We start from the raw sequence: 13,968 nt of genomic DNA on the forward strand, positions 1-13,968 counted from the left end.
GCCATCGAAAGCAAGCATCCCGACAGCAAAAGGCCGCCCGCTCCCGTTCAGGAAGCGGACGGCCTGCAAGCCGTTCGATCGCGAAGGATCAGCCTTCGCTGGCTTCGGTCTCGACCTTCTTCTTGGCGCGCGGCTTCTTTGCCGGCGCCGGCGCGGCGTCGCCCTCGGCAACGTCGGCAGCCTCTTCGGCCGGAGCCGCTTCGGCCTTCTTCGCCGGAGCCTTGCGGGTCGCGGCCTTCTTCTTCGGCGCCTCGGCTTCGGCCGGGGCATCCGGCGAAGCCGGCTCGACGTCCTTCGCCGTCACCGGCTGGGCTTCGGCATGGTCATGATCGTGGTCATGGCCGTGATCGTGACCGCAGCCCGGGCCATGCACATGCGGCACCGCGCCTTCTTCGCTCTCGATCTCGGCTTCGAGCTCCTCGCGCGTCACTTCGCGGTCGGTGATCTCCGCCTTGCCGAAGAGGAAGTCGACGACCTTGTCCTCGTACAGCGGGGCGCGCAGCTGGGCGGCCGCCATCGGCTCCTGCTGGACATACTGCATGAAGCGCTGACGATCCTGCGGGCCGTACTGTTGCGCAGCCTGCATGATCAGGCGCTGCATTTCCTGCTGGCTGACCTCGATGCCATTGGCCTGCCCGATTTCCGACAGCAACAGGCCGAGGCGAACGCGACGGACCGCGATCTGACGATAATCCTCGCGCTCCGCTTCCAGTTCGGCGCGCGCCGCTTCCGGATCGGCTTCATGGCCGGCTTCGTGCTGGAGCTGCGCCCAAATCTGGTCGAACTCGGCCTCGACCATCGACGGCGGCACTTCGAAATCATGGCCGGCGGCAAGCTGGTCGAGCAGCTTGCGCTTCATATGGGTGCGAGTCAGGCCGTTCAGTTCCTGCTCGATCTGCCCCTTGATGAGGCCGCGCAGCTGCTCGAGGCTTTCGAGACCCAGCGACTTGGCGAATTCGTCGTCCGGACCGCCCTCGGCCGGGACCTTCACGTCGGTGATCTTCAGGTCGAAGGTCGCGGCCTTGCCCTTCAGATTCTCGGCCTGATAATCCTCGGGGAAGGTGACCTCGATTGTCTTTTCGTCGCCCTTCTTGACGCCGACCAGCTGGTCTTCGAAGCCGGGGATCAGACGGCCCGAGCCGATCTCGATCGACATGCCTTCGCCCGTGCCGCCATCAAAGGCAACGCCATCGACCTTGCCGACGAAATCCATGACGACAAGATCGCCGGTCGCGGCTTCATGACCTTCTTCGGCGTCGTTGTGACGCTTGTTGTTGCTGGCGAGCTGTTCGAGCTGCTGGTCGACGACCGATTCGTCGGCCGGAACGGTCAGGCGCTCCAGCTTCAGCCCGTCGATCGCCGGGGCCGGCACGTCGGGCAGCACTTCAAGCGACACGTTGACCGCGGCGTCCTGACCGGGGGCATAGGTGCCGTCCAGCGAGACCTGCGGCGCGGTGGCCGGGCGCAGCTTCTGTTCCGCGATCAGCGTCTGGATGCCGTCCTGGATCGAGCTGTTAAGCGCGTCCTGCGACAGCGCTTCGCCGTGCATCTTGCGGATCAGGTTCGCAGGCACCTTGCCGGGGCGGAAGCCGGGCATCTTCACGGTCGGCGCAACGCGCTTCACTTCGGCATCGACCTTCGCGTCCACCTCGGCCGCGGTGATGGTCAGCGTGTAGGCGCGCTTCAGGCCCTCGTTCAACGTCTCGACAGTCTGCATTCTCGAAGCTTTCGTCAAAGGAATCGATTCGGGGCGGCTCCAGCCTCGACCGGGCGGCGGCGTCACTGGTGCGGGCGAAGGGAGTCGAACCCCCACATCTTTCGATACTGGAACCTAAATCCAGCGCGTCTACCAGTTCCGCCACGCCCGCCGAGCGGACGCCGCCGGCACGGGCGCGTCTATAGCAGCCATGCACGCCGGGGCAAGTCGCCACGCTTCGCAGAGTTGCATGGCGACCGCAACCCGCATCCATCGGACGCGTTGGATCGAGCGAAGGAGAGCATTTCATGCCCGTCGAACCACCGATCCCTGCCGAAACCCCCGCCCCCGATCCCGGCGTGGCGCCGACCGCCCCGCCGCCCGAACAGCCGGTTCCGCAGACCGAACCCGGTCAACCGACTGCGCCGCCGCCCGAAATCGACGTGCCCGGCCCCGATGTCGACGTGCCCAGTCCGATGCCAGGCGGCGATCCGGGCGTAACCCCGGTACCCGGCCAACCCGTGATGGAAGGAAACTGACATGAGCGATCGCGATCGCAGCAGCCACCCCGACAGCCCGCCCGAAGGCGAAACCGATCGCCGTAGCGACATCGAGAAGGCGGTCGACTCCGTCAACGGCGACGTCGAGCGGGGCGGGACCGATGTCGGCGCGACCTCGCCGACCGAACCGACCGTCTCGCCGGATACGGCAGGTGGTTCCGGCGGGGTCGTCCGCAACCAGGAGGGGGATGGGCAGTAGGATCGAGATCCAAAGCTTTTCAGCCACGTCATTCCAGCGCAGGCTGGAGTCTCCCGGTTGGCTGGCTGCGTAGCAGCCGCGCGAGACCCCAGCCTTCGCTGGGGTGACGTCGCGACCGATGATACGCACCTTTACCCGGCTACCCGCCGCGCACTGACCACCTTCACCGGCGCGGCGGGCATTTCGCCCTTGAACGCCCCATTGCTCGCTTTGGCCGGATCGACCGGCGTATCGAGGATCTTCAGCAGTACATCGCGACCGTCGACGATACGCGCGAAGGCGGCATAGCCCTGCCCATCCGCCGGCACGCCCGGTGCCGCGTCCAGCGCACGTCGCTGATCGCCGACCGATATCGTGAACTCACCGCGCGCGGTACCGACGCCCAGTCGCGCGACCGACAGCGTGCCATCGGTATGCGACAGGCCGGTTTGCGTCGTCGGTTCATGCTTGATCGGGGGCAGCATCTTCTTGGCATCGGTATGCGGACCGAACTGGACGAAGCCGAATTCCGGCCCGACCTTCACGATGCGGTAGAAGCTGACCCCGTCGAGCCGCTTCTGGTCGACATAGCGCAGGAAATTGGCGGCGGTGATCGGCGCGCGCTTCACCTCGACCTCGACGATCAGCGTGCCGACGGTGGTGACGATCGCGACGCGCGGCAGCGGCGGTTCGGCGGCCGGTTGCGGAACGGGCGTCTGGGCCCATGCCGGCCCGACACAGGCCAATGCCACCAGCAGCGCGCGTCGCGTCGTCTTCATCATCCCAGCGCCTTCTTCAACAGATCGTTGACCACGCCGGGATTGGCCTTGCCGCCCATTGCCTTCATCGTCTGACCGACGAAGAAGCCGAACAGCTTGTCCTTGCCGCCGCGATAGTCGGCGACCTTGTCGGCATTCTTTTCCATGACCTCGGCGATCACTGCCTCGATCGCGCCGGTGTCGCTGGTCTGCTTCAGCCCCCGCTCCTCGACGATGGCATTCGCGCCCTGCCCGGTTTCGAGCATGATTTCGAACACCTGCTTCGACAGCGTGCCCGACAGCGTGCCGTCGGCGACCAGCTTGAGCAGTTCCGCGCCCTGCGCCGGCGACACCGGGCTGTCACCGATCGTCTTGCCCAGACGATTCAGTGCGCCATACAGGTCGGAAATTAACCAGTTGGCGGCGGACTTTGCCGGCACGTCCGAACCGCATTCCGCCAACAGCGCCTCGAACCAGCGCGCCGTTTCGACCTCGGCGGTCAGCACCGCCGCATTATAGGCCGACAGGCCGAGCTCGCCTTCATAGCGCTTGCGCTTGGCGTCGGGCAGTTCGGGCAGCGACGCGCGGCATTCCTCGAGGAACGCATCGTCCAGTTCGAGCGGCAACAGATCGGGATCGGGGAAGTAGCGATAATCGTGCGCATCTTCCTTCGACCGCATCGACCGGGTGACGCCCTTGTCCGGATCGAACAGACGCGTTTCCTGCACGATGCGACCGCCATCCTCGATCACCGCGACCTGCCGGTTCGCCTCATATTCGATCGCGGCCATGACGAAGCGCACCGAGTTGACATTCTTCGTCTCGGTCCGGGTGCCGAATTCCTCGCCCGGGCGGCGCACCGAAACGTTGACGTCGGCGCGCATCGACCCCTGGTCCATATTGCCGTCGCACGACCCGACATAACGGAGTATCGTTCGCAGCTTCGACAGATAAGCCCCTGCTTCGGCGGGAGAACGCATGTCGGGACGGCTGACGATCTCCATCAGCGCCACGCCCGAGCGGTTGAGGTCGACATAGGAACGCGTCGGATGCTGATCGTGCATCAGCTTGCCGGCATCCTGCTCGACATGGATGCGCTCGACCCCGATCGCCTTGGGCACGCTGTTCGGGTCTTTTTCGTCCAGCACGATCTCGACCACGCCTTCGCCGACCAGCGGGTGGTAGAGCTGACTGATCTGATAGCCCTGCGGCAGATCGGCGTAGAAGTAATTCTTGCGGTCGAAGCGCGACCATTTGTTGATGACCGCATCGATTGCCATGCCGGTCCGCACCGCCTGCCGAATGCATTCGCGGTTCGGGGTCGGCAACATGCCCGGCATCGCCGCGTCGACCAGCGACACCTGCGTATTCGGCTCGGCGCCGAACGCGGTCGCCGCGCCGGAGAACAGCTTGGCGTTCGACGTGACCTGCGCATGGACTTCGAGGCCGATCACGACCTCCCAGTCGCCGGTCGCGCCACGGATGCGGTAGGTGGACTCAGTCATTCTCGTTCAATCCACGTTCTGGGCGCCGGAACAGTAGATGCCGTTCGCGCCGTTCCGTCTTTTCCTGCCGTTCGATCACTTTACGGCGGGCAGGACGATCATCGTTACGCTTGCTCGACCAGTCGAAGGACCCGGCAAGATCGCCGAGCGCCTCCAACCAGTCGAACAGGTTCACCACCATTTGTCCGGACGCGCGACGAACCCGGCACGCTGCTCGATCGCCAGCCCGGCGTTCAACACGCTCTGCTCGTCCAGCGGCTTACCGATAACCTGCAACCCCAGCGGCAGGCCATCCTTGTCGACCCCGCCCGGCACGCTCATCGCGGGCAGGCCGGCCAGCGACGACGGCACGGTGAAGACGTCGTTCAGATACATCGCGATCGGATCGGCGCTCTTTTCGCCCAGCGCGAACGCGGCCGACGGCGCGGTCGGGGTCAGCAGCACGTCGCACTGGTCGAACGCCTGCTCGAAATCGCGGGCGATCAGCGTCCGCACCTTCTGTGCCTGCGTATAATAGGCGTCGTAGAAGCCGGCCGAGAGCACATAGGTGCCGATCATGATCCGGCGCTTCACCTCGTCGCCAAAACCGGCGGCGCGGGTCGCGGCGTACATATCCTGCAGCCCGGCGCCATCGGGCAGTACCCGCTGGCCGAAGCGCACGCCGTCATAGCGGGCAAGGTTCGAGGACGCCTCGGCCGGCGCGATAATGTAATAAGCCGGCAGCGCATATTTGGTGTGCGGCAGCGAGACCTCGACGATCTCCGCCCCCGCATCCTTCAGCCAGTCAATGCCCTGTTGCCACAGCGCCTCGATCTCGGCCGGCATGCCGTCGACGCGATATTCCCTGGGGATGCCGACACGCTTGCCGCGCAGATCCGCGTCCAGCCCCGCTTCCCAGGCCGGTACCGGCAGATCGAGCGAGGTCGAATCCTTCGGATCGAACCCGGCCATCGCCTCCAGCATGATCGCGCAGTCGCGCACGTCATGCGCCATCGGTCCCGCCTGATCGAGCGAGGAGGCGAAGGCGACGACGCCGTAGCGCGAGCAGCGACCATAGGTCGGCTTGATGCCGGTGATGCCGACGAACGCGGCGGGCTGGCGGATCGAGCCGCCGGTATCGGTACCGGTCGCTGCCGGGCACAGCCGCGCCGCGATCGCGGCCGACGATCCGCCCGACGATCCGCCTGGCGCCAGCGGCGCGGTATCGCCCGGCCGCCGCCATGGCGAGATGACGTTGCCGAACGCACTGGTTTCGTTGGACGACCCCATCGCGAACTGATCGAGGTTCAGCTTGCCCAGCATCCCCGCACCGGCATTCCACAGATTGCCCGACACGGTCGATTCATATTGCGGGACGAACCCCTTCAGGATGCCGCTCGCCGCCGTCGTCTCCACGCCCTGCGTGCAGAACAGGTCCTTCATGCCGATCGGCACGCCGGCCAGCGGCTTGAGCGTCTCGCCAGCGGCACGCGCATCGTCGGCCACCTTGGCGGCGGCCAGCGCATGGTCGGGCGTTTCGACGAGGAAGGCATTGAGCGGCTTCGCAGCGGCGACCGCACCGATGAACGCATCGGCAACGTCGCGGGCGGAAAATTCGCCGCCGCGCACGCCGTCGCGGATCGCGGCGACGCCAAGGTCGGTTAGGTTCGACACTATTCGATCACTTTCGGAACGGTGAAAAAGCCATGCTCGCCCTGCGGCGCGTTGGCGAGCACCTTGTCGCGGACATCGCCATCGGTGACGACATCGTCGCGCAGGCGCAGATGGTTGGGGATGACGGCGGTCATCGGCTCGACGCCGCTGGTATCGACTTCGCCCAATTGCTCGATGAAGCCGAGGATGTTGCCGAGTTCGGGTGCCAGCTTTTCGGCTTCGGCATCGGTGATCGCGATACGGGCAAGGCCGGCCACGCGTTTGACGGTTGCAGGTTCGACGGACATGGCACGGCGGCTAGCATCCCGCCGCGCCCCCCACAAGCACCGCAAAGCGGTTGCACGGGAACGCCGCTTCCCGCACCTAAGGCGCAATCACCAGCGGAGATCGGTTTGGCGCGCAAGTTCCTGTATGTCGTGGCGGCGCTGATCGTCCTCGCGATCGCGGCGCTGTTCGCGTTTCGCCTGTTCGGCAACGACCTGTTGCGCCGCGCGATGGTGCCGAGCGTCGCCTTTCGCGCCGAACCGGCGATGCCCGCCAACGCCTATGCCGACCGCGCGATGTGGTTTGCGCGGCCGGGGCTGACCAACACGCCGGTCGACTGGCTGCCGCAGGGCGTTGCGCGTACCGCACCGGGCAATGCCGAAATCTTCTTCATCCATCCGACTTCGTTCGTCGGCACCGATCGGTGGAACGCCGCACTGGACGACAGCGAGACAAACGCCCGCGCCCAGGTGTTCCTGCGCGGACAGGCGAGCGCGTTCAGCGCCGCCGGCCGCGTCTGGGTCCCGCGCTATCGGCAGGCGACCTTCGGCGCGTTCCTGACCAGCGACGCCGCCGCCACCCAAGCGCTCGAGCTTGCCTATCGCGACGTGGCAGCCGCGTTCGATAGCTTCGTCGCCGAAGCCGGCCCGAGCCGTCCGATCATCCTCGCCGGGCATAGCCAGGGGTCGCTGCACCTCACGCGGCTACTACGCGAGAAGGTCGCCGGCACCCCCCTCGCCCGCCGGATCGTCGCCGCCTATGTCGTCGGCTGGCCGGTATCGAGGGCGACCGACCTCACCGCACTCGACCTGCCCGAATGTGCCACTGCCGATCAGGCCGGTTGCATCCTGTCATGGCAAAGCTTTGCCGAACCCGCCGACCCGACGCTGATCGTCGAACAATATGATGCCTCGACCGGTTTCGACGGCCGCCCGCGCAAGGGCACGCCGATGGTCTGCACCAACCCGTTGACCGGTACCGCCAACGCCGCCGCGCCGGCCAGTGTCAACCGGGGCGCGCTGATCCCCGACAAGGAACTGACCGACGCGACCATGGCGCCGGGACTGGTCCCCGCACGATGCGACGAACGCGGTTTCCTGCTGATCGGCGACAATCCGCCCGATCTCGGCCCCTATGTGCTGCCGGGCAATAACTGGCACGTCTACGATGTCAGCCTGTTCTGGGCGAATGTCCGCGCCGACGCGCTGCGCCGGTTGGCGGCATGGGAGAAAAGATGATTACCGAAAACCGCGCCGTCTTTCGCGACGCGCTGCCCGATGGCGGACGACTGATCGGGCTGGACGTCGGCACCAAAACGATCGGCACGGCATTGTGCGACGCCGGCTGGAGCTTTGCCAGCCCGGCAATCCTGGTGAACCGCACCAAATTTACGGCCGACAAGGCGCAACTGACGACGCTGATCCGGCAGCAATCGGTACGCGGCATCGTCATCGGCCTGCCCCTCAACATGGACGGCAGCGATTCGCCGCGGACGCAATCGGTCCGCGCCTTCGCCCGCAATCTCGACGACACCGGCCTGCCGATCTTCCTGTGGGACGAACGCTGGTCGACGGTCGCAGTCGAACGACAGATGATCGCCGAGGATCTGAGCCGCGCCAAACGCGCCGAACGCGTCGACAAACTCGCCGCCGCCTATATTCTGCAAGGTGCGATCGACGCATTGGTCAACGTTCCGCTCGCCTGACCTTGCGCGCGCGCGCCCTCCGGCTTAACCGGTCGCTTCGATGCCTAGCTCAGACCACCGCCCCGCCGCCATGATCGATGGGGGCGCCGTTTTCCCGCATCGCCACCTGACCGGGATAGAGGGGTTGCAGCCCCACGAAATCCTGTTCCTGCTCGACGAAGCCGAACAATGGATCGACGCCAATCGCAGCCGCGCGCCCGGTGACCACCGGCTGGACGGCGTGACGCAGATCAACGCCTTTTTCGAGAACAGCACGCGCACGCTGCTGTCGTTCGAGATCGCCGGCAAGCGGCTGGGCGCAGACGTCGTCAACATGCATGCCGGCCAGTCGAGCGTGAAGAAGGGCGAGACGCTGATCGACACCGCCGTCACGCTCAACGCGATGCGCGCCGACGTCATCGTCATCCGCCACAGTTCGTCGGGCGCGGTGCAGTTGATCGCCGACAAGGTCGACTGCCCGGTGCTGAACGCCGGCGACGGCTGGCACGAACATCCGACACAGGCGCTGCTCGACGCGCTCACCATCCGCCGACGGCTCGGCGAGATCGCCCACAAGCGGGTCGTGATCTGCGGCGACATCCTGCACAGCCGGGTCGCGCGGTCGAACATTCTGGCGCTCACCACCCTCGCCGCCGAAGTCCGCGTCGTTGCACCCACGACGCTGATGCCGCAGGCGATCGAATCGATGGGCGTCACCCCCTTCACCGATTTCGATGCCGCATTGGAAGGCGCCGATGTGGTGATGATGCTGCGATTGCAGAATGAGCGGATGAATGGCGGCTTCATCCCGTCGACCCGCGAATATCATTTGCGCTACGGCCTGACCCGCGAACGGCTGAAGCGCGCCGAACCGCATGCGATCGTCATGCATCCCGGCCCGATGAACCGCGGGATCGAAATTACCAGCGACGTCGCCGACGATCCCGAACGATCGACGATCACCGAACAGGTCGAAATGGGGGTCGCGGTGCGCATGGCATGCCTCGACGTACTGACCCGGCGCAGTCGCGGCGTGGAGGGTTGGGCATGAACATGATCTTCACCGGCGGCACGCTCGTTTGTCCCGATGGCGGCGTCCGCACGGGCGACCTGACCGTCACCGGCGATACGATCGCTGCCCAGGCGGCGGATGCCGAGCGTATCGACATTGCGGGCAAGCTGCTGGCGCCCGCGATCGTCGATCTCGGCGTGTTCGGCATCGATGCCGCCGCCTGCCGGGCGGGCGGGATCGTCCGCGTCGGCCTGATGCCCGATCAGGCCCCGGTGCTCGACGATCCGGGCATCGTCGCGCGCGCGGCGCATATGGGCAAGCCCGACATCTGGATTCATCCGCTGTCGGCAGCGACGCAGGGGTTGCGCGGGACCGATCTCGCCGAAATGGCGATCAATGCCGAAGCCGGCGCGGTGGCGGTCGCGACCGGCCGGCGCTGGATCGCCGACAGCGGCGTGATGCGCAAGGTGCTGGCCTATGCGCGCGACTGCAACCTCGTGGTGGTGGCGCATGCGGAGGATGGCGGGCTGGCGGGCGACGCGGTGGCGACGTCGGGCGAGACCGCGACCCGGCTTGGCCTGCCCGCGGCGCCGGCCATGGCCGAGGCGCTGGCGATCGCCCGCGACGTGATGCTGGCCGAGGATACCGGCGCGCAGCTGCATTTCCGGCAGGTGACGACCGCCGCCGGATTCGAGGCTGTTCGCGCGGCGAAGCGGCGCGGGGTCCGCGTGACGTGCGGCATCACCCCGGCGCATCTCTATTTTTCCGACATCGCAATGAGCGACTTCCGCACCTTCGCGCATCTCTCCCCGCCGCTGCGCGACGAAAGCGATCGGCGGGCGGCACGCGCCGCGCTGGCGGACGGGACGATCGACGTGCTGTGCTCCGGCCATGATCCGCGCGGACCCGAGGCAAAGCGCCTGCCCTTCGCCGATTCGGAGCCGGGCATGGCGGGGGCGGAGACGCTTCTGGCGCTGGGACTGGGGCTGGTCCGCGACGGGCTGATCGGGCTCGACCGCCTGTTTGCACTACTCGCGCGCAATCCCGCGAAACTGCTCGGCCTCGATGCGGGCACGCTTGCCATTGGAGCGCCCGCCGACCTGATCGTCATCGATGAGGACCTGCCGTGGCAGGTCCGTGCCGATGCGCTGGCGGGCAAGGCGGCGAACACCCCGTTCGACGGGCTGCCGGTGCAGGGCCGCGCAGTGCGGGTGATAAAGGGCGGCGCGTTCCTGTAACGGAACGCGCCGCCTCCTCCTGGGAGAGGCTCGGGAAACTGGTTTAGCGCGAGGCGAGCCGTTCGGGACCGGCCCAGCTCGCAATGTGTTCGCCGGCATGGGTGCGAACGAAGCAACGATCGCCCTTCGCCCGGACGCTGCCGCACAGCGACGCCGCATCGGCCCGCGCGAGCCCGCCGACCGACAGCCGATAGAAGCTGGCGCCACGGACGCTTGCCTGCATACCCTGCGGCGACATTTCGGCAAGCCGGGGTACGTTTCGGCTCAGACGCCGCCATGCCGTACGGGCAACCGCCGCATTGTCGAACGCGCCGAGCTGCACATAATAGCCGCCCGTGCTGCGCGGGGCCGCGGCCATACGGACCGGCGCAACGGAACGCCCGCCCGCCCCGCGATAGTCGCGCGGCAGCGCCTGAACGATCTCCTGCCGCGGAGCGAAGGTGATCGCTGGCCGCACGATTGCCGCCAGTTGCGTCGGAGCTGCTTCAGGCGTCGGCGGCACATCGACCGGCTCGGCCGCCGCCCGCGCGACCGCCACCGGCGCCGCATCACCCGGCGCTGCCAAGGCGAGTTGCACCGGCTGCCCGCGATCGACCACCGGCGTCACGCCCAGCAATGCCGCCACCTGCTGCGCCGCCGATTGCGGTCGCGCGAAGCCCGCCCATTCGACCAGCCGCGCATCGACCTGTTCGGGTGACATATCGACCGACGCGATCGTCCGCGCCTCGACCCAGCGCCCGTCGAGCGCCAGTGCCAGCGCCAAATTCTGCCGCATCGTCGCCGTCGCCGCCGGATCGCGCGCCGCATTGCCGAGCAACGCGATGCCCCCCGCCGGATCGCCCGCAAGTGCCAGCGCCAACCCGCGATCGGCATCGGTAATCCGCGCGGCATGCGCGTTCAGCGTCTGGCGCGCCGCCACCCATTCGCCGGTAGCCGTCTGCGCCAGAGCGAGGTTCAGCGCCGCGCGACCATCGGCCGGGTCCAGCGCCAGCACGTCGCTGAACGCCTGCGCCGCCGAGGCGAAGCGACCGGCCTGCAGATAGGCTCTGCCCAACAGGGTGCGATATCCCGCATCGCGCGGCATCAGCGCGACCGCCTGTTCGGCAAAGGTGACCGCTTCGTCACCGCGCCGCTTGGCCAGCGCCTTCGCCGCCTTGCCGGCCAGCTTCTGCGCCATGCCCTGCTCCGACGACGCCACCGCCATGGTGCCGCTGGCAACGAGCGCCAGCGAACCGCCAAGCATGGTTGCCGCTAGGCCGATCGATACGAACAAATGGGTCTTCATTGCGCACCCTTTGCGGCCCCATCGGGGGCAAGGCGCTGAACGAGCGCCGCGATGTCGGACGTCGACGGGAGGGACCGGTCGAGTGTTTCGAGAATGAACGCTTCGGGCGAAAGATTGCGCACGGTCGCCGCCAGCCGCAGCCGCAACAGCCGATCGGCGTCGAGCCGCAGCGTGATCGCGTCACCGGTCGCTGCCTGCAGTTTCGCCCGCTCTTGCAACACCGCAGGAACCGGCTTCGTCTCGCCGAGGTCGTTCCAGCCGAGATCGTCGCCGGGATCGATCGCATCGCCGGTCCCATGCGGTCGCATCGCCGGACGCGCCTCGCCCTTGCGCGCCAGCAGTCCCGGATTGATCTGCGACGGGTTGCGCGGTGCCGCCATGACTAGCCCCGCACCCGGCGGCCGAAACCGCCCGTCGCCCGGGGACCGCCTGGCAGGGTCGGCACCGCGAACACGGTGCGACGGAAATTCTTTTCCAGCCGATCCTGAATATAGGACCACAGCGCCTCGATCTCCGCACTCGATTTCGACGTCGGATCGATCTCCATGACCGTGCGGCCGTCGACCATCGACGATGCGAAATCAACGCGATGATGGATCGTCACCGGCGCAACGGTGCCGTGCTGCGACAGCGCCATTGTTGCCTCACTCGTGATCTTCGCCCCCGGCGTCGCAGCATTGACCACGAATACCAGCGGCTTACCGGCGCGATCGCACAGATCGACCGTCGCCCCCACCGCGCGCAAATCGTGGGGGCTGGGCCGGGTCGGTACGACGATCAGTTCGGCGACGGCGATCACGCTCTGGATCGCCATGGTGATGGCCGGCGGCGTGTCGATCACCGCCAGTTTGAAGCCGTGCCCGCGCAGCGTCTCCAGATCGGCGGCCAGTCGTGCGACCAGCGTGTGGGCAAAGGCGGGTTCGTCGGAGACGCGGGCATTCCACCAGTCGGCCAGCGATCCCTGCGGATCGATATCGACCATCACGACCGGCCCGGCGCCCGCCCGCTCCGCCTGCACGGCGAGATGGCCGGACAAGGTCGTCTTGCCCGATCCGCCCTTTTGCGATGCCACCGCCAGAACGCGCATGCCGCCAACGTCTCCCTTCTCTTGACGCCGGGAGTCGCATGGTCGTCGCTAAAATGCGGTTAACGTCCGGTACGGGGACGGCGGATCGCGAAAGCCGTTCCGCCGATCGCCAAGCGCTGGTAATGGATCGGCATGATCGCAAAGGGAATTCGAATGCGCGGTGCGACGGGGCTGGCGATGGCGGCGGCGATGCTGGCGGCACCGGCGCTGGCCGATGTGAAGGCGGGGGTCGAGGCGTGGTCGCGTGGCGACTGGGCGACGGCGGTGCGCGAATGGCGCGAGCCGGCGGTCGCGGGCGACGCCGATGCGCAGTTCAATCTGGGGCAGGCGTACAAGCTCGGCCGCGGCGTGCCGATGAGCCTGACCGAAGCCGAAACATGGTATGCCCGCGCCGCCCAGCAGGGCCATCGCCAGGCCGAGGACAATTACGGCCTGATCCTGTTCCAGAATGGCAAGCGTGCCGAAGCCGTCCGATGGCTGGAGAAATCCGCAGAGCGGGGCGAGGCGCGTAGCCAGTTCGTGCTCGGCACGATGTTGTTCAACGGCGATGCCGTCCCGAAGGACTGGCGACGCGCTTATGCGCTGATGACGCGCGCGTCGTCGGCCGGATTGCCGCAGGCGTCGGCGACACTGGCACAGATGGATCGCTACGTTCCGTTGCCCGACCGGCAGGCGGCACTGACGATGGCGCGCGATCTGGAACGCGGTGCGGGACGGCCCACCCTCCCCGGCGCGACCGTGCCACAGGCGCAGGTCAAGCCGTCCGGGCCGGCCCCGGCCGCGAAGCCTGCCCCCGCCCCCAAGCCCATCACGAAGCCGAAGGTTGCCAATGGCGATTGGCGCGTACAACTCGGCGCGTTCCGCGATGCGGGCAACGCCCGGCGGCTATGGGGCGAGGTCGCGGGCAAATTCGCCGGCCGCCAGCCCTTCTATGACGATGCCGGCGGCGTCACCCGGTTGCAGATCGGCCCGTTCGCCAGCAGTGCCGAGGCGAGCCGCGCCTGTGCCGCGATCCGCCCGACGACCTGCGTGCCGGTCAAACGCTGAC

Annotated in this window: 16 protein-coding genes and 1 tRNA gene; 7 read left to right on the forward strand and 10 right to left on the reverse strand. The window is 67.3% G+C overall.

All coding sequences use genetic code 11. From position 1 onward, the window contains the following. Positions 1-88 precede the first annotated feature (88 nt). Together tig and ACZ1JS_RS07060 are read right to left on the reverse strand one after the other, a co-directional pair. Positions 89-1,717, reverse strand: coding sequence for a trigger factor (gene tig, locus ACZ1JS_RS07055; RefSeq protein WP_465168320.1), 1,629 nt, complete (start codon positions 1,715-1,717; stop codon positions 89-91). 66 nt (positions 1,718-1,783) lie between these two features. Beyond that, positions 1,784-1,868, reverse strand: a tRNA-Leu gene (locus tag ACZ1JS_RS07060). 136 nt (positions 1,869-2,004) lie between these two features. Between ACZ1JS_RS07060 and ACZ1JS_RS07065 the strand changes: the two genes are divergently transcribed. Beyond that, entirely contained in the window at positions 2,005-2,235 is a 231-nt protein-coding gene (locus ACZ1JS_RS07065) for a hypothetical protein (RefSeq protein ID WP_465168321.1), read from the forward strand. Between the two features lies 1 nt (position 2,236). Then, on the forward strand, positions 2,237-2,455 hold the full coding sequence (locus ACZ1JS_RS07070; RefSeq protein ID WP_465168322.1) for a hypothetical protein: 219 nt from the start codon (positions 2,237-2,239) through the stop codon (positions 2,453-2,455). A 131-nt stretch (positions 2,456-2,586) separates the two neighbouring features. On the opposite strand, the gene ACZ1JS_RS07075 is transcribed toward ACZ1JS_RS07070, so the two are convergent. The 5 genes from ACZ1JS_RS07075 to gatC are packed head-to-tail and all read right to left on the reverse strand — an operon-like array spanning position 2,587 to position 6,637. Further along, positions 2,587-3,216 carry a peptidylprolyl isomerase gene (locus ACZ1JS_RS07075; protein ID WP_465168323.1) on the reverse strand — a complete coding sequence of 210 codons (630 nt, stop codon included), beginning with the start codon at positions 3,214-3,216 and terminating at the stop codon, positions 2,587-2,589. Next, positions 3,213-4,697 (reverse strand): Asp-tRNA(Asn)/Glu-tRNA(Gln) amidotransferase subunit GatB, encoded by a 1,485-nt coding sequence (gene gatB / locus ACZ1JS_RS07080; RefSeq protein ID WP_242117691.1) that lies wholly within the window; start codon positions 4,695-4,697, stop codon positions 3,213-3,215. Before gatB ends, ACZ1JS_RS07075 begins: the two co-directional genes overlap by 4 nt. Next, positions 4,690-4,872 (reverse strand): hypothetical protein, encoded by a 183-nt coding sequence (locus ACZ1JS_RS07085; protein WP_465168324.1) that lies wholly within the window; start codon positions 4,870-4,872, stop codon positions 4,690-4,692. Before ACZ1JS_RS07085 ends, gatB begins: the two co-directional genes overlap by 8 nt. Next, complete coding sequence (gatA, locus tag ACZ1JS_RS07090; RefSeq protein ID WP_465168325.1) at positions 4,869-6,350, reverse strand: Asp-tRNA(Asn)/Glu-tRNA(Gln) amidotransferase subunit GatA; 1,482 nt, start codon at positions 6,348-6,350, stop codon at positions 4,869-4,871. Before gatA ends, ACZ1JS_RS07085 begins: the two co-directional genes overlap by 4 nt. Beyond that, a complete protein-coding gene (gatC, locus tag ACZ1JS_RS07095; RefSeq protein ID WP_242117685.1) occupies positions 6,350-6,637 on the reverse strand; it encodes an Asp-tRNA(Asn)/Glu-tRNA(Gln) amidotransferase subunit GatC in 288 nt (95 codons plus the stop codon). Before gatC ends, gatA begins: the two co-directional genes overlap by 1 nt. A gap of 105 nt (positions 6,638-6,742) precedes the next feature. Between gatC and ACZ1JS_RS07100 the strand changes: the two genes are divergently transcribed. Genes ACZ1JS_RS07100 through ACZ1JS_RS07115 form a run of 4 tightly spaced genes read left to right on the forward strand, consistent with a single transcriptional unit; the run spans position 6,743 to position 10,548 of the window. Further along, the gene (locus tag ACZ1JS_RS07100; protein ID WP_465168326.1) at positions 6,743-7,852 is read left to right on the forward strand and encodes a DUF3089 domain-containing protein; all 1,110 of its coding nucleotides are present in this window, start codon (positions 6,743-6,745) and stop codon (positions 7,850-7,852) included. Then, the gene (ruvX, locus tag ACZ1JS_RS07105; RefSeq protein ID WP_465168327.1) at positions 7,849-8,319 is read left to right on the forward strand and encodes a Holliday junction resolvase RuvX; all 471 of its coding nucleotides are present in this window, start codon (positions 7,849-7,851) and stop codon (positions 8,317-8,319) included. The genes ACZ1JS_RS07100 and ruvX overlap by 4 nt, the downstream gene beginning before the upstream one ends. A gap of 40 nt (positions 8,320-8,359) precedes the next feature. After that, positions 8,360-9,349 carry an aspartate carbamoyltransferase catalytic subunit gene (locus ACZ1JS_RS07110; protein WP_465168328.1) on the forward strand — a complete coding sequence of 330 codons (990 nt, stop codon included), beginning with the start codon at positions 8,360-8,362 and terminating at the stop codon, positions 9,347-9,349. Continuing rightward, positions 9,346-10,548 (forward strand): dihydroorotase, encoded by a 1,203-nt coding sequence (locus ACZ1JS_RS07115; RefSeq protein WP_465168329.1) that lies wholly within the window; start codon positions 9,346-9,348, stop codon positions 10,546-10,548. The genes ACZ1JS_RS07110 and ACZ1JS_RS07115 overlap by 4 nt, the downstream gene beginning before the upstream one ends. A gap of 43 nt (positions 10,549-10,591) precedes the next feature. On the opposite strand, the gene ACZ1JS_RS07120 is transcribed toward ACZ1JS_RS07115, so the two are convergent. From ACZ1JS_RS07120 to ACZ1JS_RS07130, 3 genes are read right to left on the reverse strand one after another with little or no spacing between them, the layout of a single operon-like run. Beyond that, positions 10,592-11,833, reverse strand: a complete 1,242-nt coding sequence (locus ACZ1JS_RS07120) for a tetratricopeptide repeat protein (protein WP_465168330.1) — start codon at positions 11,831-11,833, stop codon at positions 10,592-10,594. Continuing rightward, positions 11,830-12,213, reverse strand: a complete 384-nt coding sequence (locus ACZ1JS_RS07125) for a hypothetical protein (RefSeq protein ID WP_465168331.1) — start codon at positions 12,211-12,213, stop codon at positions 11,830-11,832. The genes ACZ1JS_RS07120 and ACZ1JS_RS07125 overlap by 4 nt, the downstream gene beginning before the upstream one ends. A gap of 2 nt (positions 12,214-12,215) precedes the next feature. Further along, complete coding sequence (locus ACZ1JS_RS07130) at positions 12,216-12,920, reverse strand: AAA family ATPase (protein ID WP_465168332.1); 705 nt, start codon at positions 12,918-12,920, stop codon at positions 12,216-12,218. A 153-nt stretch (positions 12,921-13,073) separates the two neighbouring features. Between ACZ1JS_RS07130 and ACZ1JS_RS07135 the strand changes: the two genes are divergently transcribed. Beyond that, positions 13,074-13,967: an SPOR domain-containing protein gene (locus tag ACZ1JS_RS07135; protein ID WP_465168333.1), complete on the forward strand. Its 894-nt coding sequence runs from the start codon at positions 13,074-13,076 to the stop codon at positions 13,965-13,967. Position 13,968: the final 1 nt, after the last annotated feature.

The organism is Sphingomonas sp. BL-S-05 (assembly GCF_055521695.1).

Excerpts from the sequence above, each read along its gene's own strand:
- ACZ1JS_RS07125 (WP_465168331.1), bottom strand. The coding sequence starts at position 12,213 with ATGGCGGCACCGCGCAACCCGTCGCAGATCAATCCGGGACTGCTGGCG.
- tig (WP_465168320.1), bottom strand. The coding sequence starts at position 1,717 with ATGCAGACTGTCGAGACGTTGAACGAGGGCCTGAAGCGCGCCTACACG.
- ACZ1JS_RS07120 (WP_465168330.1), bottom strand. The coding sequence starts at position 11,833 with ATGAAGACCCATTTGTTCGTATCGATCGGCCTAGCGGCAACCATGCTT.
- ACZ1JS_RS07070 (WP_465168322.1), top strand. The coding sequence starts at position 2,237 with ATGAGCGATCGCGATCGCAGCAGCCACCCCGACAGCCCGCCCGAAGGC.
- gatC (WP_242117685.1), bottom strand. The coding sequence starts at position 6,637 with ATGTCCGTCGAACCTGCAACCGTCAAACGCGTGGCCGGCCTTGCCCGT.
- ruvX (WP_465168327.1), top strand. The coding sequence starts at position 7,849 with ATGATTACCGAAAACCGCGCCGTCTTTCGCGACGCGCTGCCCGATGGC.
- ACZ1JS_RS07110 (WP_465168328.1), top strand. The coding sequence starts at position 8,360 with ATGCCTAGCTCAGACCACCGCCCCGCCGCCATGATCGATGGGGGCGCC.
- ACZ1JS_RS07065 (WP_465168321.1), top strand. The coding sequence starts at position 2,005 with ATGCCCGTCGAACCACCGATCCCTGCCGAAACCCCCGCCCCCGATCCC.
- ACZ1JS_RS07130 (WP_465168332.1), bottom strand. The coding sequence starts at position 12,920 with ATGCGCGTTCTGGCGGTGGCATCGCAAAAGGGCGGATCGGGCAAGACG.
- ACZ1JS_RS07075 (WP_465168323.1), bottom strand. The coding sequence starts at position 3,216 with ATGATGAAGACGACGCGACGCGCGCTGCTGGTGGCATTGGCCTGTGTC.
- ACZ1JS_RS07115 (WP_465168329.1), top strand. The coding sequence starts at position 9,346 with ATGAACATGATCTTCACCGGCGGCACGCTCGTTTGTCCCGATGGCGGC.
- gatB (WP_242117691.1), bottom strand. The coding sequence starts at position 4,697 with ATGACTGAGTCCACCTACCGCATCCGTGGCGCGACCGGCGACTGGGAG.
- ACZ1JS_RS07135 (WP_465168333.1), top strand. The coding sequence starts at position 13,074 with ATGCGCGGTGCGACGGGGCTGGCGATGGCGGCGGCGATGCTGGCGGCA.